The sequence below is a fragment of the Enterococcus sp. LJL128 genome (assembly GCF_056924295.1).
The window spans coordinates 225,825-247,293 of sequence record NZ_JBXPBP010000002.1 but is presented as its reverse complement, the minus strand read 5'-3'; the positions used below and the strand labels follow the sequence as shown (position 1 = coordinate 247,293).

Sequence of the window (21,469 nt, the reverse complement as noted above, 5' to 3'; positions counted from 1 at the left end):
AGAAGATGAACAAACACTATCCCGGGGAATTCGACTATCGCTGGAAGCTAAGAATACAAAGAATTCCGAAGCCCAGACTATCAGCTACAACAGCTACACTTGGTGTTCTCACTACCTGGCTGGTTTTCAAAATCACAGACAGTTATCAGATGGACTTTTTACTCCCGATTGTTCCATTAGCCATAATCGGCTTCGTCTTTGTCCTATTATGTGTAACCCTTCCTGTATTAGTTTTTCAAGTCTCCGTTCGAAAAAAACAACAGTCCAAAGTAATAAACAGCCGAATCTAAGGTTCTATAATATTTTGTGTTGGTGGAAAATCTGCCAACACTTTTTTGAGTGTTCAAACACAAAAAAGGAACAACAAACTGATAAAATGAAATCGTCCAAAACCACAAATCATCCGAAAGGTTGTTCCCCATGGATAAGAATACCAGAAAATTGCTCGGACTAACAGATAACCACCTCTCCTTTGGAGAGGATTGGCTTGAATATAGATCAATGAAAAGTGTTCAGGCTCAGGTAATTAAGGCTACCCTTACCTATCGCCCAATGCATTGTGAGAAATGTGGGGTAAAAAATCAAGGGCAAATAATTAAGAATGATCATCATCTAACCAACGCTCAACTTCCTGTGTTTAATGAGCGCTTGACCTTCTTCAAAAAACACAAACAAGGAATCACTAACGCTTTTCGTTATTCTTTCTCCAATGGTGTGACCGAAGGGCTAAACAACAAGATTAAAGTCATCAAACGTGTTGCCTATGCTTATCGCAATTTTTATCATTTTCGCTCAGGTATCTATAGTATTCAAGGCCTTATTTTTTCAGAGCATGAAAAAGAGAAACAAGCGACTATCTCCGCAGCTTTATAGGTAAATCGGGAATTACCAGTTCCACTTGTGTAGGAACATTTAGTGGGATGGTATGCGTACAATGATAGATGAATGTGTAACATTCATACCTTATATTAGAGCTAGCTGTCCAGCTACGAATATACCTTGTGGAGCCTGCCTCTGCGATTACTCGAGGCAAAGCATAATAAATTTATAGGCTTAGCTGCCAAAATCATTCGCTTTATTCTCGCTTTTTCAAAAAAACTTGGAACAAAATCAGAGAATCTCTGTTTTTTCATTCCAAGTCCTTCTATTTTATTCAGTTTTTGTCCTACCAACACAACTTGACGTAGAACCGAATCTAATGATGTTTTGAAAATCATAAAAAAGCGTCCTGCTCGAATTGAGCAGGGCGCTACTTATTGATTGGTTATTATTTGCTTAAAGCAGTTTTTGACTGCTCAGCTAATGCAGTGAAAGCAGCTGCATCATTAACAGCTAAATCAGCAAGCATTTTACGGTTAATATCGATCTCAGCCAATTTCAAACCGTGCATCAATTTAGAATAGCTTAAACCATTCATACGAGCTGCCGCATTGATACGTGCAATCCATAATTTACGGAAATCACGTTTCTTTTGACGACGATCTCTGTATGCGTAGCTGTAAGATTTCATTACCTGTTCTTGAGCTGTTCTAAATAAAGTATGTTTTGATCCGTAGTAGCCTTTCGCTAACTTAAGGATTTTTTTACGACGTTTACGGGTTACTGTTCCACCTTTAACACGTGCCATGTTGAATTCCTCCTAAATATCTATCATTTCTTTTTGGATTTTATTTTTCGTTACAAGAATTGGCTGGTTAGAAAATCAAGTTCAGCCTTTTAAACTTTTTAAAGTTTAAATGAACGGTGTTCCTAAAGCAGCTCTTTCGGAAATATGCTGTACTGGCTTATTTCTCAGAGCTAATCGCTTTTATCACGACCTCGATTTATTTCATCCCTGCTAACTGTTGGCGAATACGTTTGAAATCGCCTGCTGATACCATTCCTGCTTTACGTAATTGACGACGTTGTTTTTTTGTTTTGCCGTGGAAACGGTGACTTGTAAACGCACGGAATCTTTTCAATCCGCCCTTACCAGTACGTTTGAAACGTTTTGCTGATCCGCGGTGTGTTTTTTGTTTTGGCATGACTAATTTTCCTCCTCAAAATCTTTTGCTCTCTCGAACAAATCCATCGATATTTCTCAAATTACTTGTCGTTTTTAGGTGCCAGCGTTAGAAACATGCTGCGTCCATCCATTTTCGCTTTCTGTTCCACTGTAGCAATATCTGCAGTTTCTTCAGCCAGGCGATCAAGAACTTTTTGACCAATCTCTTTATGGGTAATGGCACGGCCTTTAAAACGGATCGAAGCTTTCACTTTGTCTCCCTTTTCCAAAAACTTACGTGCATTACGAAGTTTTGTGTTAAAGTCATTGACATCAATAGTCGGACTTAAACGAACTTCTTTTACGCTGATCACTTTTTGCTTTTTACGAGCTTCGCGCTCTTTCTTCTGCTGTTCAAAACGGAACTTTCCGTAATCCATGATTCGTGCCACAGGTGGTTTAGCGCCTGGTGCAACAAGGACTAGGTCTAGGTTTGCAGTTTCAGCGATTTGCAGCGCTTCTGACTTTGTCTTTACACCTAATTGTTCCCCATCTTGCCCGATCAAACGTAACTCACGTGCACGAATGCCGTCGTTCACCATCATATCCTTTGCTATGGTCATTCACCTCCAAGTTTTTTAAGAGAAAGTATAGCGGAAAGCTTTATCATTTCCTTAAGTCAGCAGATAATCGCATAAAAAAGCGGGCTCCATAAGAACCCGCGTAAAGTCTGACTCATATCCTAACTGATATAAGGAATCCTCTTATCTAGCCCAGTGATGTTCTCAACTAAGGCGAGAAGCGGGTGCTTCTGCTTTTATTTTCTCAACTTCAATAGTATATACGATAGTCCTCAACTTGTCAATAACTACTTTGTAAAAATCACAGCAACCACATAAAACATGCAAACAAATGTTTATCACTCTTTTTTCTTTGAGTAGTATTTATCTCATGCTTTGATTCTATCGGAAATTAATTTGCTGCAAGCAGCTCTTCAATTTTTTTCAGCACGCCGCTTTCATCGTTTGAAAGAATTACTTCTTTTGCCGCTTCCTTTACTTTGGGATGTGCGTTGGCCATCGCAAAACTATAGCCTGCGTGCTTCAGCATTTCAATATCATTACCGCTGTCGCCAAAGGCGGCAATTTCTTCGGCCTTGATGCCCCACAGCTGCTGCAGCCGTTCAAGTCCGCTGGCTTTGTGCGTGCCTTGAATAATCAAGTCCACATCCTCATGACCACTGGATACAGGGACTAATCTCCCCTCCAGCACTTGTTCCAACTCTTCAACTGCTTGTTCAACCTGACCAACTGGAAAACTCAACGCAAACTTAAAAAATACATCATTTTCTACTTTTTTTAAATCCGGCACCTTTTTCAAACGATGATAGTATTTACTGCCATAGGCTACAAAGCTTTCAGATTCATCCTCTCTAACATAGGCGCTAGTTCTCCCGCAAAGAATTGTATGAGCGCCGTTAAAATGATAAAGTACATCCAGCACATCATCAACTGTTTCCTGCATCATTTCACCATAGAAAATTTCCTGATTCTCACTAACTACATATGCGCCATTTTCTGCAACGAAGGACAATTCCTTTTCAATCTCAGGAAAAAAAGATTTCAGCTGGTAATATTGATTCCCGCTGGCAACAACGAACCGTATGCCTTGCTCCTTCATTTTTTTATACAGCTCAGCAAAGTGTTCCCTATCATAATCCTGCATGCTATTCAAAAACGTTCCATCCATATCTACTGCTATCATTTTAACTGTCATAATTATTCTCTACCTCCAATATGTTTAGCAAATAATCCGCTCTCATCTATTGTATCATGTTCAGCACCTGAAATTACTCTTTCTTATAACAAAAAACTCATCTTTAGCCTTTACCAAAGATGAGTGACTATATCCCATTTAATAATTAGTGAACTGCCTTGAATCCAATCAAAAGCTTCCCAGAAAGAGGTCTTTGCTACCTTATATGCCCTGGGCTAACCCTGTAGTCCCTACAGTTTTTCATACTTATTTCCTCAAGCCCTGCCGCAACAGCTGAATACTGGCCGCAGTCTCCCTGTCTGCTAGACCCCGCTCCTCATCAATATCACAAATCAGATGAGGATTGATTGTTTCACTAGATGTGACTGCTTCCCCGTTTTTTTTGAGCTTCAGCAATTGCTTTTCATGCCACAATGCTTTGTATTCAAGCTTGGACACAAATAAAGACCATGACACATCAGAAACTCGTTTATTCAGCTTATCATTACGGCAGAAATCTTCTTTATGAATATCCTCTACACAAATAAAGTCATATTGGTTAATCAGCTCTGTCGTAACCTTATTGAGGAAATCATGACGCTGATTCAAAAGCTTCTCTCTTAACTTAGCAACCTTTATTTTCTGCTTTAGATAGTTCTTCTGCTTTAATAAATCCAGCCCTCTTGCAACTGCCAGATTCTTTTTCCTGACTAGTTTCTTTTCCTCACGTCGAATTTTCCGTTCGATTTCTTCTGTCAGCTGATCATTATCTATTTTTTTCCCATTTGATAAGACAGCAAAATGAGAACAGCCTAGACTGATTCCTACAGCTTGATTAGTTTTCTCTTTGCAGGCAATAGTTTCCTCGCATAAGATTGATACAAAGTATTTTCCACTGGTTGACCGTGAAATTGTTGCTGATTTTATTTTTCCCTTTAACTCTCTGTGAACCTTCACTTTTATCAACGACTTTAATTTTGGAATTTTCAAATAATTTAAAGCAACAAATTTTATGGTTCCATTTTGATTATTCGTTGTATAGGAGGTCACAGGATTTTTTTTAGTTTTCAGTTTGGGAAAACCGATATTTTTTCCATTATAATACTGCTTCAGTGTTCTTTCCAAATGTATCTGAGCATTAGCCAAGGCTAAGCTGTCCACTTCCTTCAGCAATGGATATCGTTTTTTATATTTTGCCGGTGTAGGAATTTTCTGGAACTTACTCCCATTCCCAGTTTTTGATTCTTTGTAAAAATGAATCCTATCCTGCAGCAGCAAGTTATGAACCATACAGACACAAGAAAAAGTTTTTTCAAAAAAATCGATTTGAGGCGGCGTGGGATAAATTCTGTATTTATACGCTTTTAGTACCTTCACCAGTCCACCGTCCTGTTCGAACAGTCCGACACCGATCCGCATGCTATAGTTGTTTCATTGGTTGCGGCCGCTGCTTAATAAACACCTGGTCAGACCACTTCTTCATTTTTTCCTTTATTAAGCCCGAATATAAAAGTAAGTGGGACAACCAAATGCCCACTCCCTTTTCATCTTTAGATACAAACAATAGCTGAAACAAAAACAGCAATTTTGAAAATAGGCTGAATCTCTCTATTTCTAAAATTAGTATTGTCCGTTTTCAGCAATTATCTATTAGTAAATCTGAAGAAACAGACCCACATCCATCCGTTTCTCCAGATTATTGACTCACTAACTATACCGATTAACGGCGTGCCTGAGCTTTTTTGGTTGCAATTTTTTCACGGAATTGTTCCACTTCATCTTCTGAACAATATACGTAGTGCTCCGGAGCCACTTCACGCAGCTGACGATCTTTTCCATCTTCTTTCTGCGGTGTGTAAACAATCCGTTTACGTGACCGCTCATAATCTGGATCCGGAAGCGGAATTGCAGAAAGCAGACTTTCTGTATATGGATGAACACCAAAATTATAAATGTCATCACTTGAACCCATTTCCAGCAGTTTACCGCTATGCATAACCCCAATACGGTCACTGATGTGTTTTACCATAGAAAGGTCATGAGCAATAAACAGGTAAGTTAATCCCGCTTCTTTTTGTAAATCCTGCAGCAAGTTTACAACCTGTGCCTGAATCGATACATCCAAGGCAGAAATTGGTTCGTCACAGATAATGAATTTTGGATCTACTGCTAAAGCACGAGCGATACCAATCCGCTGACGCTGTCCACCTGAAAACTCATGAGGATAACGAGAAGCATGACTTGGATCAAGTCCTACAACTTTTAACAGCTCTTCAACTTTTTCTGTGCGTTCTTTATCATTTTTAGCCAAATTATTGATATCAATACCTTCAGCAATAATATCATTAACCTTCATTCTGGGATTAAGAGATGCATATGGATCCTGGAAAATCATTTGAACTTCTCTGCGGAAGGACTGCATCTTCTCTTTTGAACGAATGTCTGCAATATTTTCCCCATCGAAGATAATTTCTCCGCCGGTTGGGTTGTATAAACGGATTACGCTTCGTCCAGTAGTTGATTTACCACTTCCTGATTCTCCTACCAGTCCAAACGTTTCTCCTTCATAAATATGAAAGCTGACATCGTCAACCGCTTTTACTTCATCAGGACGTCCAATATTAAAATACTGCTTTAATCCTTTAACGTCTAACAGTTTTTTACGTTTCTCAAGATTCACTGTTCAGCCCTCCTGTTTCAGATTCTTTATGACGCTCTTTATAGATAGCCCAGCGTCTTTCAATTTCTGCCGGAGGTGTTACTTTCGGCGCTTGCGGTGCCAACAGCCATGTTGCTGCTTTATGCGTTGGAGAAACCTCAAAATATGGCGGCTCCTGCTCAGCATCAATTTTCAACGCAAATTCATTCCGCGGATAGAAGGCATCTCCCTTTGGAGGGTCCAGTAAATCCGGAGGTGAACCTGGAATTGCATACAGCTTATCCTCTGTTCCTTCAAGAGTCGGCATAGAGCCTAGCAATCCCCAGGTATATGGGTGCTGCGGATTGTAGAAAATTTCTTCAGAGGTACCTACTTCAATAATTCGACCGCCGTACATAACAGCTACACGGTCAGCTACATTTGCTACCACCCCTAAGTCATGGGTAATAAAAATGATTGAGGTGCTGATTTTTTGCTGCAAATCTTTTAATAATTCAAGAATTTGCGCTTGAATAGTTACATCAAGAGCTGTTGTCGGTTCATCTGCAATCAGGACTTCCGGGTAACAAATCAACGCAATTGCAATAACAATCCGCTGGCGCTGCCCGCCTGAAAACTGGTGAGGGTAGTTTTTCAGTCGTTTTTCAGCATTAGGAATCCCTACTAATTTAAGCAGTTCCAATGCCTGAGCTAAGCCCTCAGCTTTTGATACTTTATTATGTTTAATCAAAGACTCTGCAACTTGTCTGCCGATAGGCATTGTCGGATCTAAAGAAGTCATTGGATCCTGAAAGATCATTGCAATTTCTTTTCCTCTAATTTTCTGCATCTCTTTTTCTGTTTTATGGACAATATCTGATCCTTTGAACAGGATTTCACCACTGTCGATATTCGCATTACTGCTCAGCAGGCGCATGATTGTTCTTGTCGTTACTGACTTACCACTTCCTGATTCACCAACAATTGCTAGTGTCTCACCTTTATGGAGGTCAAAGTTCACGCCGCGAATAGCTTTAACTTTTCCTGCGAATGTATCAAAAGAGATGTGTAAATCTTTTACTTCTAATACTTTTTCCATAGTCATTCACTCTACTCTTTCATCTTAGGATCTAAGGCGTCACGCAAACCGTCAGCCAGTAAATTGAAACAAATCATAATCACAGATAGTGTTGCTGCCGGAATCCACATCAGGTACGGCAGGAAGCGGAACGTTTTGTACCCTTCATTCAACAGTGTACCTAGTGAAGCGGTTGGCGGTCTCAAGCCCAATCCAATGAAACTCAGAAAGGCTTCGAAGAAAATAGCAGACGGAATACTAAACATCATTTGCACAATGATGATACTTGAAATATTAGGCAGGATGTGTTTAACTGCAATTTTCAGACGGGATTCCCCTAAAGTCTGTGCAGCCAATACAAATTCCTGATCCTTCAATTTCAAGGTCTGGGCTCGGACAATCCTGGCCATGGATATCCAGTTCGTTACAACCATCGCTAATACAATGGAAAGAATTCCCGGATCAAAAACTGTCAGCATCAGAATCATTACAACCAGATTTGGGATACCAGATAGAATTTCTAATATCCGCTGCATTACAGTATCTACTCGGCCGCCAAACAGTCCCGATATCAGACCATATGTTACCCCGATAGTAATATCGAGAATAGCAGCGATGAAAGCAATCAGCAATGATACTCGTGTTCCCATCAGCAGACGGCTTAAAACATCCCGTCCCAAGCCATCAGTTCCAAGATAGAAATTCAGATTTTCGGGAACTTTTGCTTGTTCATATTTATCAACAATTTTACCTGCTACAACGGCTTTACCATTCAGACCGTCAACACTTTCCAAACCTGGAATTTTCGGCGGCAGGTTAATATAAGCCACATTCTGTTTTGTCGGATCCTGTGGGGAAATCCAGATAGAACCGATTGAAATTAAGATGATTATAATCAAGATAACCATTGAGATAACAGCGGCTTTATTTTTCTTTAGACGACGCCATGAATCTTGAATAAAGTTTAACGACGGCGCAGCAATTCGTTCTCTTTCTTTGGAAGTCGACGCATCTAAAAGCTCAAACTCTCCAGAAGGAATCCCGCTTACTGATTCCGGTACTGCATTTCTTTTGATTGTTTCCATTAGCTACGGTCACCTCCTGAAACACGGATTCTTGGATCGATTAATCCATAAAGCAAGTCAACAACAAGAATAACAATAACCAGCATTGTAGAATAAAGAATTGTTACGGCCATAATTGTTGGATAGTCATTGGTCATAATCGATTTAACAAACTGCTCACCGATACCCGGTATTGCAAAAATGTTCTCTACAACCAGCGACCCTGTCATCAAACCGACAGCTAAAGGTCCTAATAATGTAATCAATGGGATTAAACTATTTCTTAATCCATGTCTAAATGCTACTTGCCAGCGGCTCAACCCTTTTGCTCTCGCCAGTTCTACATAGTCACTATGAAGAACCTCTACCATTTCGGTTCGAATAAACCTGGCCGAGTCAGCCAATGGACTCATTGCTAAGGCAAGTGTCGGTAAAATCGTAGACGCAAAGGTTTCCCATTTTGCGATTGGCAGCCAGCCCAGCTTCATTGCAAATACATATTGAAGCAGTACGGCAAAGACGAAGTTCGGAATTGAACGGCCTAAGATGGCCATTAAAGTCGCTAATGTATCTACCCAAGTATTTTGACGCATTGCTGCAATAACACCGAGTAAAATACCGACTAATGTTCCGAATAGAATGGCTTGTCCCCCCAGTTGTACTGAAGGTCCAATCCGGTTTACTAATAATTTAGCTACCGGCTGATTTTTAAATTGGAATGAAATCCCAAAATCACCGACTACAAGGTTTTTCAAATAGATTCCGTATTGAACGAGAACCGGCTTATCCAGTCCTGATTGTTTGTTCAACATGGCAATGGTTTCTGGACTAAGTTTTTCTTGGTTGGTATATGGAGTACCTGGTAATAATTGCATTAAGAAAAACGTAATCGTTGCGATTAACCACAATGTGATTATCATGAAAAAGACACGTTTAAGAAAATACTTCCCAAAACTGTTCAAGAATGACACCTCCGAAATTATTTTGACTTCAACAGCTGTTTTCGATAAAGTATAGACAATAAAACTAATATAGACAAGGATGAACCCATGAAAAATTTAAAATGGCCATTTGCCACTTTCCTCATTTCCAGTTTTGGTATATTTATCTATTTATTTTTAACTAAAAAATCAGTTACTGCCCAATCAATATCGGACTCCTTCTTTATCGTCTCTCTTTTCTTTCTCATTATCGGAATCGCACTTTGGACTATGTCCTCTGGCTTTTTTGATAACTTTCAGCGTTTTATGAAAAACGCGTTTCATTTAAGAAAGAAAAACGAGCCGAAAGAATTCATCCCGTTTTCAGAAATCGGCATTGCCCATCGGTATTTCTGGCTCGTTACCGGAGGATTTCTGCTGATTCCAGCTATTGTTTCCTTACTATTTTACTTTTTCTAAGCAAAGATAGCAAGAGGACCGTTGCCTTTTCCTAAAAATGGCAAGGGTCCTTTTGCTATGAACGGGTCATTTCAGATTATTCTGAAATGTATGTCCATTTGTAATCATATTGCGCTCCAGCAGGGTGGAAGCCAACATCTTTCACTTTCGCAGCTCTCATGTGTCCTTCTGCTTTTTGGTAAATTGGCATAACACCTAGCTCGCCAGTGATAATCTTCTCTGCATTCACCATGTCATCCCAACGTTTTTCAGGATTGTTGGCATTTGTTGTTGCAGCAGAGTTCACATATTTGTCATACTCTGTATTGCTATAGCGTCCACGGTTATATGAGTTGTCTGTGATAAACAAATCAAGGAAACTACTTGGATCAACATAGTCAGCGCCCCATCCGCTTAATACTACATCAAAGTCGCCTTTGTTTGAACGGTCAAGACGTACAGAGAATGGTACTGGACTTAATGTTACTTTCACGCCGTCCAAGGCTTCTGTAACAGCACCCTGAATGTATTCAGTTACTTTCTTAGAAGAATCAGTATCAGAAGAAAGGATGTCAAACTCGAATGAAGTAATCCCTAATTCTTTCTTCGCTTTTTCCCAATATTCTTTTGCTTTATCTTGATCAAATTCAATTTCCACGCCTGCATCCTTAACGAAGTCAGCATCAGTATCAGGGTTATGAGACATGTCTGCTGGAACCAATCCTTGAGGAGCAACTGATCCGTCACCTAGGATTTGGTTAACCAATGCATCACGGTCGATTGAATAAGAAATCGCTTTTCTCAGGTTTTCATTTTTGAATGGAGAATCCGCATCTCTTTGGTTGAACTCCATGTATTGTGTACTTGCTTCTTTTTGGATAACATATTCAGGATCACTTGCCATTTGCTGTGCAAGCTCACCAGTCAAGATAACATCATCAGCTTGTCCATCTTGGAATAAGTTTAATGAAGTAGGTGCTTCTTTAACAACACTTACTTTTACTTCGTCCAGCTTAACAGTGTCTGCATCCCAGTAGTCTGCATTTTTCTTGTAAGACCATTCTGTATCAGTACCTGGTCCATCAAATCCATCTAATACGAAAGGTCCGTTATAAACTGCTTTATCGCTAGTTGTTGCGTACTCTTTGCCATACTCTTCCACGATGTCTTTTCTTTGTGGGAAGAATGATGGGAATGCTAACAGATAGTCAAAGTAAGGTGTTGCTTGCTCTAATGTAATCTCAAGCTCGTAATCACCAACTGCTTTGATACCCAGTTCTTCAGGTTTTGCATCACCTTCAGCAATTTTAGTTCCGTTTTTAACAGCACCAAACATATAGCCGTATTCTGAAGCTGTTGCCGGATCAACCGTACGTTGCCAGCCATATACATAGTCTTCTGCTTTTACAGGTTCGCCATCAGTCCATTTTGAGTCTTCATTCAGCTTCACTTTGTAAACTGTTCCATCTTCGCTGACTTCAGCCATTTCTGCTGCACCTGCTGTAATAACTTTATTATCTAAATCTAACCGGTAAATACCTTCATATACATTATTCAATGCAGTAAAACTAATTACGTCTGTTGCGATAGATAAATCGGCACTTGGCATTTCTTGCTGCTCAATCACACGATAGATTTGTTCTCCGCTTGCTGTACCCTTTGATGATGAATCTGCAGACTTAGAGTCGTCTGTTGTTCCACCGCCGCCACACGCAGTAAGTACTGCTGCGCTAAGTAAAGTTACTGTCCCTAAAGCAAATGACTTTTTAAACTTCATTCCCATGTCCTCCTAGAAAATTCTGTTCTCATTTTTCTGAAAACTCAGAATTTAATAATTATTTATTGCTATGAGGTATAGTTTACCCGCATAACATTAAAAAATCAAGAAAAATCTTATTCTCTCCTAATAATTATAAAAACGTGATACTTCCAGCTATTATTTACTTACTTTTTATCGTATATTATTCAGCCTTCTTATTTCCAATAACCCGAATGATAGTATAAATTATTGTCTTTTCTATCGCATCTATCGAAAATTACCGTTCATTCCTTTAATTTTTTTCGTATTTCAGCATATTTCCCTAAAAAAATGACTTTTAATACTTTTTTCTTGCTGTCGACAATAAACTCCCTCCCTCTTATTATTCACTCATCTTATTCTTAGAAACCTTTTCAACGGCTTTTTTCCTGTTCCATGAGAAAAATAATTTTAGTATATAATAGAAAGACAATTATTTTCGAAAGAAGGTTCAAATATGAAAGAAAAGAAACGAATTTTGCCAGTTTTGCCGGCAAAGCTGCCACGCCACGACCTTGAGCTAGAAGATGAAGGCATTGTTGAAGCGTCTTTTATTGAGAATCAATTGTTAACAGAGATTGATTTTCATCACCTTTTTTTCAAAGAATGTCATTTTAAAAAGCTGCTGCTTCCCGGCAGCCGACTTCGACATTTTGAATGTGTAAATGTTGTCTTTGAAAACTGTGATTTTTCAAATGCCGACTGGATAGGGTCGAGCTTCCATCAGGTAGAGTTTAGAGGGTGCAAACTAACTGGTATTAATTTTGCTGAAGGCTATTTTAAAGACTGTCTGTTTGACGACTGCATGCTGGATTATGCTTCTTTTGCTGCCTCAACCTTAAAAGTTACCCATTTTGAAAAGAATCGTCTGAATCAAAGTGACTTTACTGAAGTTGACTGGCAGCATTTAAAGCTGACAGACTGTGAACTAACACAAAGCCAATGGTTCCATACTAAGCTGAATAAGCTTGATTTGTCGGAAAACCGTTTCGATGCCATTGCTTTTTCACCAGAATCGATTCGTGGACTGATAATTAATGCCGAACAGGCTTTAGTTATTGCCGGAACATTAGGTGTAAAAATTAAATAGCTTGCCATAAAACCAACGCAGCATTTATATAGGAAGAAAACAGCTTAACGTTTTCTTTAGAAATGAGCGTAAGAATTTTACTTGCTATTCCTTTTTCGATAAACTAATGAAGGTTGACCTTACAAGTTTGTAAGCAGCCTGATTAAATAATTTAGGATAGTGGTTCTTAACGAAGTCTGTATTTTTTAGACACTTCCTTTGTTATGGTTATCGAAAGGAGAAAAAAGTGAAAAAAGAATTTATTGAGATTTGGGGAGATCTGGTAAAAATCAGCGACTTGATTCTTTCCGTTCTAATCTGCAGCGGCTTAACTATGGGCGGCTATTTCCTGGCCCCTGCTGCTGACCAGACAAAACAACTATTTTTCGGTCTTGGCGGTGCGGTACTGGGCTTCCTCCTATCGACTTTTTTAATTAAGCCAAAGCGCATAGTGGAGGAGGAAAATTAGTATGGATGCTTCTCTCTTACTTCAAATGCTGCTGGCAGTTCTTGGAGCAGTCGTTCTCTATACATTTATAGGTTTTGTTCCTGGTACAGATGAAACTTCTGTCTTAATGCCGGTGACCTTAGCCCTTGTTCTTTCAGGGGTACAACCTATCGTAGTCTTAACTTTTTTTATCGCTGCAATCGTGACTCTAAACCTGATGAATGCAATTCCGACTGCTTTAGTTGGACTGCCGGGTGGTGTAATGTCCACTCCAATGATTGAGCATGCACTTTTTCTAAAAAATCAGGGAATGGCTGCTACCAGTATTAAAAAAATGGCAACCGGCTCTATTATTGGAACAGTAATTGCTATTCCAGTCAGTTTGCTGCTGGCAAATATTCTTGCGCCTTTTTCCGAATCTGTAAAATCCTATGCCGCACTTCTATTCGTGTTTGGCGCTGTTTTTTTAGCTCTTATCGGAAAAAATAAATTATTTGCTCTAATCAGCATTATTCCTCTGGCATTACTATTTCAAGGTTTGCGCTATCTTTATTGGGGAATTGGTGCAGTTCCACAGGAAAAAACCGTTACCACTTCTTTCTTTTTAGGTATTACTATCGGACCGCTGATCGTCTCCCTGCTTGGTCTATTAAATGAGCAAAAACGGGCAGCCTTACCGAAATACGCTAAAAAGAAGATAACCATTAAGCATGTGGATGAAGAAGCTGCATTGAAGCATCCTCTTAAGACAATTACAAAAAAAGAAGCTGGTACAAGTGCTGTTGTTTCTCTATTGTCTAACTTCCTGTTCTTTCTAAGCCCAGTGGGTCTGACCATTCTATTTGGAGAAATCGCTGCTAACAAGGAAAAAGATCCTGTAAAAAAAGCCAGTATGGCAATTACTTCGATGAGTGCTTTATCTCATGCAACGTATCTTTCAGGTGTAATCATTCCTTTAATTGCCTTGGGTATTCCTTTGTCGCCAGTTGCAGTAGGACCAGCAAATGCATTATTTAATGCCCCGCCAGTCTTTACTTTGGATAGAAACATTCATCATCTGCTTACAAAGGGAGAGTTTGTTTTTGCGATTCTTTTTGCTGCCGTAATTGCTTCTGTTATTACCTATTTCATCGCAATGAACTACGCCCAGCAGATGACTGCTTTTGTTTTAAAGAAAATCCCTCATGAAGCAATTTTAGGATTATTCATCGGCTTTATCCTGCTGTTGGCTTTTATGGATGCAGGACTTGTTAATATATTCGGTGTTCTTTTAGTTGGGATTGTCTGTGGGACGTTAAACAAGATGGGCGTCAACTATGGTGTCCAGTTCATGATTCTCTATGCGGCACCATGGATTACCTCACATTTGATATTTTAGATAAAGGAAGTTTTTTATAAATGAATAAGCTAACGAGCGGAACAGGTCATGCAACTGGAAAAATCATTTTGATTGGCGAGCATTCTGTCGTCTATGGCGAACCAGCTGTTGCATTTCCCTTCCAAGCGGCGCAGGTAACAACTACAGCAGTTCCTGCAAAAGAAATGACAATTGACTGCACTTATTATAAAGGACTGCTGGCGGATGCACCGGCAAAACTGAAAAATATTAAAGAAAGCATTTATCAAACACTAAATTACTTAAAAAAAGCTGAGTCTTTTACTTTTACTATAGATAGTACAATTCCACCAGAAAGAGGTATGGGCTCAAGTGCCGCAGTTGCAGTTTCTGTGATTCGCAGCTTGTTTGACTACTACAGCTATAGCTATACCAAAGCGGAACTAACTGTTTTAGTTAATCGGGCGGAAAAAATTGCTCATGGGAATCCCAGCGGGATTGACGGAGCCGCCACCAGCGGCTCCCAGCCACTGTTTTTTGTCAAGGGTAGCGAGCTTGAAACCTTTCCTATGAAGCTGGAAAATGCCTACCTGATTGTCGCAGACACTGGCATCAAAGGGCAGACAAGAGAAGCTGTCAAAGACGTCGCTCATCTCTTTGATACTAATAAAGCAAAAATCAGCCCAAAAATTCAGCAGCTGGGAGAGCTGACAATTGAAGCGAAAGAAGCAATTTTAGCTAATGACGTTCGCAGGCTTGGCACTATTATGAACCAAGCTCAAATGTTGTTGGCTGATTTGACTGTCAGCCACCCAATGATTGACCGGCTGCTGGAAGCTGCTCATAAACAAGGGGCACTTGGAGCCAAGTTGACTGGCGGCGGACGCGGAGGCTGTGTTATCGCTCTAGCGGAGACACCAATTATTGCAGAAAAGATTGCTACGGCAATGAAGCAGCATGGCGCTGTAAATACCTGGATACAGACACTGGGGGATCTAGCATGAAACACATTGGAAAAGCACGGGCCTATACAAATATCGCCCTGATTAAGTACTGGGGGAAAAAAGATGAGCAGCTGATTCTACCTATGAACAGCAGTCTATCCCTAACATTGGACGCTTTTTATACAGAAACAGAGGTCACCTTTGACTCCGCCCTTTCACAGGATTGCTTCTATTTAAATGATCGTCTTCAAAATAAAGAGCAGACAAAAAAAATCAGTAAATTTTTGACAATTTTTAGAAAGAAATACTCTATCAGCCACTATGCTTCAGTCGACAGCCGTAATTTTGTTCCTACAGCGGCTGGTTTAGCATCATCTGCAAGTGGTCTGGCAGCTTTAGCAGGTGCCTGCAGCGCTGCTCTATCCTTGGAGCTATCTCCTCAAGAGCTTTCTAAGCTGGCAAGAAGAGGTTCGGGTTCCGCCTGCCGCAGTATCTTCGGCGGATTTGCTGAATGGCGGAAAGGTGATTCAGATGATACCTCTTTCGCAGTTCAAGTTCCTGCTTCTTCGTGGGAAAATGAACTGTCTATGCTGTTTATTCTTGTAAATGACACACAAAAGGATGTTTCCAGCCGTGATGGAATGAAGCGAACGGTTGATACCTCGATTTTTTATCAAGGCTGGCTAACAGGGGCAGCTGACGATTTGGAGCTGGCTAAACAGGCGATTGCAGAAAATAATTTCAGCGCACTAGGTGAAGTCGCTGAATCAAATGCGCTTAGGATGCACGGTACAACACTAGGTGCTGTCCCTCCCTTTACTTACTGGTCACCAGATTCTCTCAAAGCGATGAATCTGGTTAGAAGCTGCCGGATGCAGGGCATCCCTTGCTACTTTACAATGGATGCCGGACCAAATGTTAAAGTACTTGTTCAGAAGAAGGATCAGGAAAAGCTTTATCATTTCTTTTCTGAGCATTTTAATGAAAAACAGTTGATTTTAGCCAATACCGGTCCTGGTTTGGAAATACTTAAACCGGAAAGGTTGATGGACAATGATTGAAGTATCTGCTCCCGGAAAGTTATTTATTTCTGGAGAATATGCTGTAGTAGAACCTGGTCATCCAGCAGTTATTGTGGCGGTTGATCAGTTTGTTACCGTTCGCCTGGAAGAGTCAACGGAGAATGGCAGCATTCAGTCGGAACAATATCGTTCAATTCCTGTGCGCTGGACTAGAAAGGATAACGAGCTGGTTTTAGATACTCGGGAGAACCCCTTTCACTATATTCTTGCAGCTATCCGTTTAACAGAAAAATATGCTCAGGAACAACAGCGTTCACTATCGTTTTACCACCTAAAAGTAACCAGCGAGCTAGACAGCGCCAGCGGTAGAAAATATGGACTGGGATCAAGCGGTGCTGTTACTGTAGCTACAGTGAAGGCTCTTAACCAATTTTATCAGCTGAAGCTGGCTAATGAGGAAATATTCAAGCTTTCCGCATTAGCTCATCTGGAAGTTCAGGGGAACGGCTCCTGTGGGGATATTGCCGCCAGTTGTTACGGCGGCTGGATTGCTTTTTCTACATTTGATCATCATTGGGTGAGGGAACAAAGTCATCAAGCCTCTCTTTCTAAACTGTTGAATCAGCAATGGCCTAATTTAATGATTGAGCCTCTTCCGGTTCCCGAGCAGCTGCGGCTGCTCATTGGCTGGACAGGCAATCCTGCTTCTACTTCTGATTTAGTCGATCAGGTACATCATTCGAAGAAAGAACGCGAAGCTTCTTATCAGTCCTTTCTCTCCAGCAGCAAACGCTGCGTTGAAAAAATGATTCGAGGCTTCAAGGAAAATAATCTCACTGCTATTCAGACGGCTCTTAGAGAGAACCGGTTGCTCTTACAACAGCTGACTTCTCTGACAGGTGTAGTCATTGAGACTCCCGCACTCAGAAAACTGTGTGATTTAGCCGAGGAATTCGGCGGAGCAGCGAAATCTTCTGGAGCTGGCGGCGGCGATTGCGGGATTGTTCTTTTCAAGCAAAAAAATGGTATTCTGCCTTTAGTCAGTGCTTGGGAGAAAGAGGAAATTACTTTACTGCCATTACATGTTTACTTTTATGGAGGTCATGAATATGAACAACCGCAAAGATGAACATTTATCTTTAGCTAAAGCTTTTCATAAAGAACAAGAGAATGATTTCGACCGTTTACGATTTGTCCATCATTCACTCCCAGAAGCGAGTACAGAGACTGTAGATTTAACCACGCATTTTCTCGGCTTTTCTCTTCCACTACCTTTTTATATCAATGCCATGACTGGCGGGAGTGAAAAAACCAAGAAAATCAATCAGCAGCTAGGAATCATTGCCAGAGAAACAGGAGTGTTGGTGGCTACAGGCTCTGTCAGTGCTGCATTGAAAGATCCGACTCTGTCAGACTCCTACAGTATTGTCCGCAAAGAGAACCCTAACGGGAAAATCCTTGCAAATATTGGAGCCGGTACTTCGTTAGACGATGCAAAGAGAGCTGTAGAGCTTTTCAAAGCGGATGGTCTGCAAATTCACTTGAATGCCCCCCAGGAACTAGTTATGCCTGAAGGGGACCGCGATTTTACCAGCTGGCTTGAGCAGATTGAAGAAATTAATCAGCAGCTTGATTGTCCTTTAATGGTTAAAGAAGTCGGCTTTGGTATGAGCAGTCAAACTCTTGCACAGCTATTTTCGATTGGTATTCAAACTGTTGATGTCAGCGGCCGTGGTGGAACCAGCTTTACACAAATTGAAAATGCCCGTAGAAAAAAAAGAGAACTTAGTTTCTTAAACGACTGGGGACAGTCTACAGTTATTTCTCTATTGGAGTCTTCTGGTCATCGTGATAAAATGACAATTTTGGCTTCCGGCGGCATTCGAAATTCTCTTGATATCATAAAAGCTCTAAGTCTAGGTGCTAAAGGCGTAGGCATTTCGGGGACTATTCTTACTTATCTTATGAGTAATGGTCTGGATGCTGCTATCGCTCTTGTCCGGCAATGGCAGGAAGAATTAACACTGCTTTACACCTTGCTTGGAAAACGTACGACTGAGGAACTGACGACCACCGACCTTGTTTTTGACCGTTCACTAATTGACTGGTGTGAAAGCCGGGGTATTCCTTACCAATACTACAGTCAACGAAGCTCGTCCTTTTAAGGTTGGTGAACAAGAATAGGGAAACTGTAGACGCAAAAGCTACTTCTTCGAAAATAAGCACTCTCTAAGTATCCCCCTTACTATTTCTTGATATTACTGAGTCTATAAATACAACTAGTCTAGATTCCCTTTACCAATAAAAAAGGATTTCGGAAAAATTCCGAAATCCTTTTTCTTATGCTAAATCAGCTCCATTACTTGAAATAACCTTCTTGTACCAATCAAAAGAATCTTTTTTCGAGCGTGCCAGTGTGCCGTTCCCTTCATCATCCAAATCTACATAAATAAAACCGTAACGTTTAGACATTTCACTAGTGCTTGCACTAACTAAATCTATACAGCCCCAAGGTGTGTAGCCCATCAACTCTACACCTTCATCAATGGCTGCTTCCATTTCTTTAATATGATCTCTTAAATAATCAATCCTGTAAGAATCATGAATGCTGCCGTCTGCCTCAACAACATCCTTCGCTCCCAGTCCATTTTCAACGATAAACAACGGGATTTGATAGCGGTCATATAGTTTATGCATTGTAATGCGTAATCCTACTGGATCAATCTGCCAACCCCAGTCACTGGCTTTAAGGTATGGATTTTTCTTAGAGCCCAGCAAATTACCACCTACTGTATCTGCTGATTTTTCATGAGTGGCGATGCTGCTCATATAGTAGCTAAAGGACATATAATCTACTGTTCCTTCGCGAAGCAGAGCATCATCTCCTGCTTCTTTCTTAATAGTAATTTGATTGTCCCGGAAAAATTTCTTCATATAGCTTGGGTAATAACCGCGAATCTGTACATCTGAATAAAACAAGTTTGTATGGTCACTATTGATACTCTCCATTACATCAAGCGGATTACTCGTATCAGGGTAAGCTTCCATTCTAGCAAGCATACAACCGATTTTTGCATCCGGGATAATCTCATGACAAGCCTTTACTGCCAGTGCACTAGCCACAAACTGATGGTGGGCTGCCTGATACTGTGCTTGTAACATATTATCTGTCTGATCAGCTAAAAGACCGCCGCTCAAGTACCCTGTCATACCGATAATATTGATTTCATTAAATGTTAGCCAATATTTCACTTTATCTTTATAACGATTGAAAAGAACACGGGCATATCTTTCAAAAGCAGTTATTGTTTTCCGACTTTCCCAACCATTTTGCTTGAAAGCTAATTCTAATGGAAATTCATAATGAGAGATTGTTACTAAAGGCTCGATTCCGTATTTCAACAGTTCATCAAAGACTCTATCATAAAAAGCCAAACCGGCTTCGTTCGGTTCTGCTTCATCACCATTTGGAAAAATCCGCGGCCAGGAAATAGACAGTCGAAACGTTTTGAAGCCCATTTCTGCAAATAACGCGATATCTTCTTTGTATCGATGATAAAAGTCAATCCCATGGCGTTTAGGGTACACGCCTTCCTGATCAGCCATCGCTGCTTTAACGTCAGCTGTTGTCATTGGCTTAGTAATAGCATGAATATCTGTTCCATTCTCCTTGATATAGCGAGCTGTGTCAGCTGTTGACCAGCCTTTTCCATCTTCTAAAAAAGCACCTTCAAATTGATTGGCAGCTGTTGCACCGCCCCATAAAAAGTTTTGAGGAAACCCACTCATAGTTTTCATCCTTTCTTTTCCGTTCTAGTGTATAATTGAATCATCTTAGTTATCATAGCACAGGAAAACCTCGCGGGATTTTCCTGTTTGTCTTTCTATTTTCAAATTTATCCGTCATTTTCACCATGATGAAAATGAACTTGTGATTGGAGTGCTTCACTGATGTTTGATATCTATAATTTTCTGACTTACTTGAATACCCACGAAAGAGAAACCAGCTATTCAAAAATCATTCTTTATCTATTGACTCATACAGAAGAAGTACCAAAACTGACAATTTCTGAAATTGCCCAACAGTGCTATGTGTCTCCGGCAACGCTGACTCGCTTTAGCCGCCATTTTCAGTTTGATTCCTTTGCCTCATTGAGAAAAGCACTCACTGCCCTTATTTCTTTGTCTCCCTACAACGCATTACGGATGAATACCGTCCAATTTCAGCTGTTGAAGGAAGAGCCCGAAAGCTATCTAAAAAATTACAGTGAAGAGATTACCACTGCTGTGCAGGATGTTTTGCAAACGATAGATATTCGTGTCATTGATGAACTGCTGCAGGAAATTCATAATGCCTCCACCGTTGTTTTAATCGGCTATAGTGCAACACTTGAGCTTGCCAAAGATATACAAACTTCACTTTTATCTAGTAAGAAAGTTGTTTTTTTAGGTGAAACAGAGGATTTGCAGCAGAAGCTGATTACATCCCTTGATAAACAATCGGTTATTATTGTCATTTCTTCATACGGGACGCTGCTGACAAAATCCCCCGAACTGGTTCAAATGATTAGTCAAAGTCCTGCAAAATCGGTTTTCATTACTCAAAATACCAAAAATATGCTGACAAATCAGTTTAGTCAGACAATTCATGTCACAACAGAAAATTATGTCCAGATTGGCACATATCCTTTAACATTCTTTTTTGACTATTTTACCCGAAGATATGCTGCATTATACGGAAGCTAAGGAAAAAGAAGTTCTTTTTATAACTGAAATAACCTCATCAATTTTGCTTAGCCTGGCAGGAGTTATTTATGCCTCACCGCTGATTCGATTTTAGGTATACTAAAAGTCTGGGAATTTATTTATCTCCCAGACTCTACGATACCTATTATTTTTTGCCTATCAAAACAAGTTAACGTATAACACTTTTTGGGTGGCTCCATTTTTTCTA

General features: G+C 40.2%; 21 protein-coding genes and 1 other annotated feature. Of the genes, 10 read left to right on the top strand and 11 right to left on the bottom strand.

The window, feature by feature from the left end:
- The first annotated feature begins 420 nt into the window (after positions 1 to 420).
- Complete coding sequence (locus tag AC1Z3K_RS04105; protein ID WP_461731940.1) at positions 421 to 873, top strand: transposase; 453 nt, start codon at positions 421 to 423, stop codon at positions 871 to 873.
- Positions 874 to 1,267: 394 nt separating this feature from the next.
- Here AC1Z3K_RS04105 and rplT read toward each other — a convergent pair whose 3' ends face one another.
- The 9 genes from rplT to opp3b form a co-directional block, all read right to left on the bottom strand.
- On the bottom strand, positions 1,268 to 1,627 hold the full coding sequence (rplT, locus tag AC1Z3K_RS04100) for a 50S ribosomal protein L20 (RefSeq protein WP_426080970.1): 360 nt from the start codon (positions 1,625 to 1,627) through the stop codon (positions 1,268 to 1,270).
- Between the two features lie 196 nt (positions 1,628 to 1,823).
- Complete coding sequence (gene rpmI / locus AC1Z3K_RS04095; protein ID WP_426080971.1) at positions 1,824 to 2,024, bottom strand: 50S ribosomal protein L35; 201 nt, start codon at positions 2,022 to 2,024, stop codon at positions 1,824 to 1,826.
- Positions 2,025 to 2,085: 61 nt separating this feature from the next.
- Positions 2,086 to 2,607: a translation initiation factor IF-3 gene (gene infC / locus AC1Z3K_RS04090; RefSeq protein ID WP_426080972.1), complete on the bottom strand. Its 522-nt coding sequence runs from the start codon at positions 2,605 to 2,607 to the stop codon at positions 2,086 to 2,088.
- Positions 2,608 to 2,672: 65 nt separating this feature from the next.
- Positions 2,673 to 2,807: a sequence feature (ribosomal protein L20 leader region), on the bottom strand.
- 149 nt (positions 2,808 to 2,956) lie between these two features.
- Positions 2,957 to 3,760: a Cof-type HAD-IIB family hydrolase gene (locus AC1Z3K_RS04085; RefSeq protein WP_461731939.1), complete on the bottom strand. Its 804-nt coding sequence runs from the start codon at positions 3,758 to 3,760 to the stop codon at positions 2,957 to 2,959.
- Between the two features lie 246 nt (positions 3,761 to 4,006).
- Positions 4,007 to 5,116: an RNA-guided endonuclease TnpB family protein gene (locus AC1Z3K_RS04080; RefSeq protein ID WP_461731938.1), complete on the bottom strand. Its 1,110-nt coding sequence runs from the start codon at positions 5,114 to 5,116 to the stop codon at positions 4,007 to 4,009.
- A 343-nt stretch (positions 5,117 to 5,459) separates the two neighbouring features.
- Positions 5,460 to 6,419 (bottom strand): ABC transporter ATP-binding protein, encoded by a 960-nt coding sequence (locus AC1Z3K_RS04075; protein WP_426080975.1) that lies wholly within the window; start codon positions 6,417 to 6,419, stop codon positions 5,460 to 5,462.
- Positions 6,409 to 7,482: an ABC transporter ATP-binding protein gene (locus AC1Z3K_RS04070; RefSeq protein WP_426080976.1), complete on the bottom strand. Its 1,074-nt coding sequence runs from the start codon at positions 7,480 to 7,482 to the stop codon at positions 6,409 to 6,411. Before AC1Z3K_RS04070 ends, AC1Z3K_RS04075 begins: the two co-directional genes overlap by 11 nt.
- 5 nt (positions 7,483 to 7,487) lie before the next feature.
- Complete coding sequence (gene opp3C, locus AC1Z3K_RS04065) at positions 7,488 to 8,540, bottom strand: oligopeptide ABC transporter permease (RefSeq protein WP_426080977.1); 1,053 nt, start codon at positions 8,538 to 8,540, stop codon at positions 7,488 to 7,490.
- A complete protein-coding gene (gene opp3b / locus AC1Z3K_RS04060; protein WP_426080978.1) occupies positions 8,540 to 9,481 on the bottom strand; it encodes an oligopeptide ABC transporter permease in 942 nt (313 codons plus the stop codon). Before opp3b ends, opp3C begins: the two co-directional genes overlap by 1 nt.
- 87 nt (positions 9,482 to 9,568) lie before the next feature.
- Between opp3b and AC1Z3K_RS04055 the strand changes: the two genes are divergently transcribed.
- Complete coding sequence (locus AC1Z3K_RS04055; protein ID WP_426080979.1) at positions 9,569 to 9,919, top strand: DUF3899 domain-containing protein; 351 nt, start codon at positions 9,569 to 9,571, stop codon at positions 9,917 to 9,919.
- A gap of 76 nt (positions 9,920 to 9,995) precedes the next feature.
- Here the strand turns inward: AC1Z3K_RS04055 and AC1Z3K_RS04050 are convergent, their stop codons facing one another.
- On the bottom strand, positions 9,996 to 11,675 hold the full coding sequence (locus AC1Z3K_RS04050; RefSeq protein ID WP_426080980.1) for a peptide ABC transporter substrate-binding protein: 1,680 nt from the start codon (positions 11,673 to 11,675) through the stop codon (positions 9,996 to 9,998).
- 478 nt (positions 11,676 to 12,153) lie between these two features.
- On the opposite strand from AC1Z3K_RS04050, the gene AC1Z3K_RS04045 reads away from it, so the two are divergent.
- The 7 genes from AC1Z3K_RS04045 to fni all read left to right on the top strand — a co-directional run bounded on the left by AC1Z3K_RS04045 (position 12,154) and on the right by fni (position 18,680).
- Positions 12,154 to 12,786, top strand: a complete 633-nt coding sequence (locus tag AC1Z3K_RS04045) for a pentapeptide repeat-containing protein (RefSeq protein ID WP_461731937.1) — start codon at positions 12,154 to 12,156, stop codon at positions 12,784 to 12,786.
- A gap of 226 nt (positions 12,787 to 13,012) precedes the next feature.
- Positions 13,013 to 13,234: a hypothetical protein gene (locus tag AC1Z3K_RS04040; RefSeq protein ID WP_426080982.1), complete on the top strand. Its 222-nt coding sequence runs from the start codon at positions 13,013 to 13,015 to the stop codon at positions 13,232 to 13,234.
- Between the two features lies 1 nt (position 13,235).
- A complete protein-coding gene (locus AC1Z3K_RS04035) occupies positions 13,236 to 14,591 on the top strand; it encodes a tripartite tricarboxylate transporter permease (protein ID WP_461731936.1) in 1,356 nt (451 codons plus the stop codon).
- Positions 14,592 to 14,611: 20 nt separating this feature from the next.
- On the top strand, positions 14,612 to 15,553 hold the full coding sequence (gene mvk, locus AC1Z3K_RS04030) for a mevalonate kinase (RefSeq protein ID WP_461731935.1): 942 nt from the start codon (positions 14,612 to 14,614) through the stop codon (positions 15,551 to 15,553).
- A complete protein-coding gene (gene mvaD / locus AC1Z3K_RS04025) occupies positions 15,550 to 16,554 on the top strand; it encodes a diphosphomevalonate decarboxylase (protein ID WP_461731934.1) in 1,005 nt (334 codons plus the stop codon). Before mvk ends, mvaD begins: the two co-directional genes overlap by 4 nt.
- The gene (locus AC1Z3K_RS04020) at positions 16,547 to 17,644 is read left to right on the top strand and encodes a phosphomevalonate kinase (protein ID WP_461731933.1); all 1,098 of its coding nucleotides are present in this window, start codon (positions 16,547 to 16,549) and stop codon (positions 17,642 to 17,644) included. The genes mvaD and AC1Z3K_RS04020 overlap by 8 nt, the downstream gene beginning before the upstream one ends.
- The gene (fni, locus tag AC1Z3K_RS04015; protein ID WP_461731932.1) at positions 17,625 to 18,680 is read left to right on the top strand and encodes a type 2 isopentenyl-diphosphate Delta-isomerase; all 1,056 of its coding nucleotides are present in this window, start codon (positions 17,625 to 17,627) and stop codon (positions 18,678 to 18,680) included. Before AC1Z3K_RS04020 ends, fni begins: the two co-directional genes overlap by 20 nt.
- A gap of 175 nt (positions 18,681 to 18,855) precedes the next feature.
- On the opposite strand, the gene AC1Z3K_RS04010 is transcribed toward fni, so the two are convergent.
- Entirely contained in the window at positions 18,856 to 20,304 is a 1,449-nt protein-coding gene (locus AC1Z3K_RS04010; protein WP_461732062.1) for a glycoside hydrolase family 1 protein, read from the bottom strand.
- Between the two features lie 162 nt (positions 20,305 to 20,466).
- On the opposite strand from AC1Z3K_RS04010, the gene AC1Z3K_RS04005 reads away from it, so the two are divergent.
- Entirely contained in the window at positions 20,467 to 21,261 is a 795-nt protein-coding gene (locus AC1Z3K_RS04005) for a MurR/RpiR family transcriptional regulator (RefSeq protein WP_426080988.1), read from the top strand.
- The last annotated feature ends 208 nt before the right edge of the window (positions 21,262 to 21,469 follow it).

Bases quoted from the DNA above. Each gene is read 5' to 3' on its own strand.
- infC (WP_426080972.1), bottom strand. From the start codon at position 2,607: ATGACCATAGCAAAGGATATGATGGTGAACGACGGCATTCGTGCACGT.
- rpmI (WP_426080971.1), bottom strand. From the start codon at position 2,024: ATGCCAAAACAAAAAACACACCGCGGATCAGCAAAACGTTTCAAACGT.
- AC1Z3K_RS04010 (WP_461732062.1), bottom strand. From the start codon at position 20,304: ATGAGTGGGTTTCCTCAAAACTTTTTATGGGGCGGTGCAACAGCTGCC.
- fni (WP_461731932.1), top strand. From the start codon at position 17,625: ATGAACAACCGCAAAGATGAACATTTATCTTTAGCTAAAGCTTTTCAT.
- mvaD (WP_461731934.1), top strand. From the start codon at position 15,550: ATGAAACACATTGGAAAAGCACGGGCCTATACAAATATCGCCCTGATT.
- AC1Z3K_RS04085 (WP_461731939.1), bottom strand. From the start codon at position 3,760: ATGACAGTTAAAATGATAGCAGTAGATATGGATGGAACGTTTTTGAAT.
- AC1Z3K_RS04070 (WP_426080976.1), bottom strand. From the start codon at position 7,482: ATGACTATGGAAAAAGTATTAGAAGTAAAAGATTTACACATCTCTTTT.
- AC1Z3K_RS04020 (WP_461731933.1), top strand. From the start codon at position 16,547: ATGATTGAAGTATCTGCTCCCGGAAAGTTATTTATTTCTGGAGAATAT.
- AC1Z3K_RS04035 (WP_461731936.1), top strand. From the start codon at position 13,236: ATGGATGCTTCTCTCTTACTTCAAATGCTGCTGGCAGTTCTTGGAGCA.
- AC1Z3K_RS04105 (WP_461731940.1), top strand. From the start codon at position 421: ATGGATAAGAATACCAGAAAATTGCTCGGACTAACAGATAACCACCTC.
- AC1Z3K_RS04055 (WP_426080979.1), top strand. From the start codon at position 9,569: ATGAAAAATTTAAAATGGCCATTTGCCACTTTCCTCATTTCCAGTTTT.
- rplT (WP_426080970.1), bottom strand. From the start codon at position 1,627: ATGGCACGTGTTAAAGGTGGAACAGTAACCCGTAAACGTCGTAAAAAA.
- AC1Z3K_RS04045 (WP_461731937.1), top strand. From the start codon at position 12,154: ATGAAAGAAAAGAAACGAATTTTGCCAGTTTTGCCGGCAAAGCTGCCA.
- mvk (WP_461731935.1), top strand. From the start codon at position 14,612: ATGAATAAGCTAACGAGCGGAACAGGTCATGCAACTGGAAAAATCATT.
- AC1Z3K_RS04005 (WP_426080988.1), top strand. From the start codon at position 20,467: ATGTTTGATATCTATAATTTTCTGACTTACTTGAATACCCACGAAAGA.
- opp3C (WP_426080977.1), bottom strand. From the start codon at position 8,540: ATGGAAACAATCAAAAGAAATGCAGTACCGGAATCAGTAAGCGGGATT.
- AC1Z3K_RS04050 (WP_426080980.1), bottom strand. From the start codon at position 11,675: ATGAAGTTTAAAAAGTCATTTGCTTTAGGGACAGTAACTTTACTTAGC.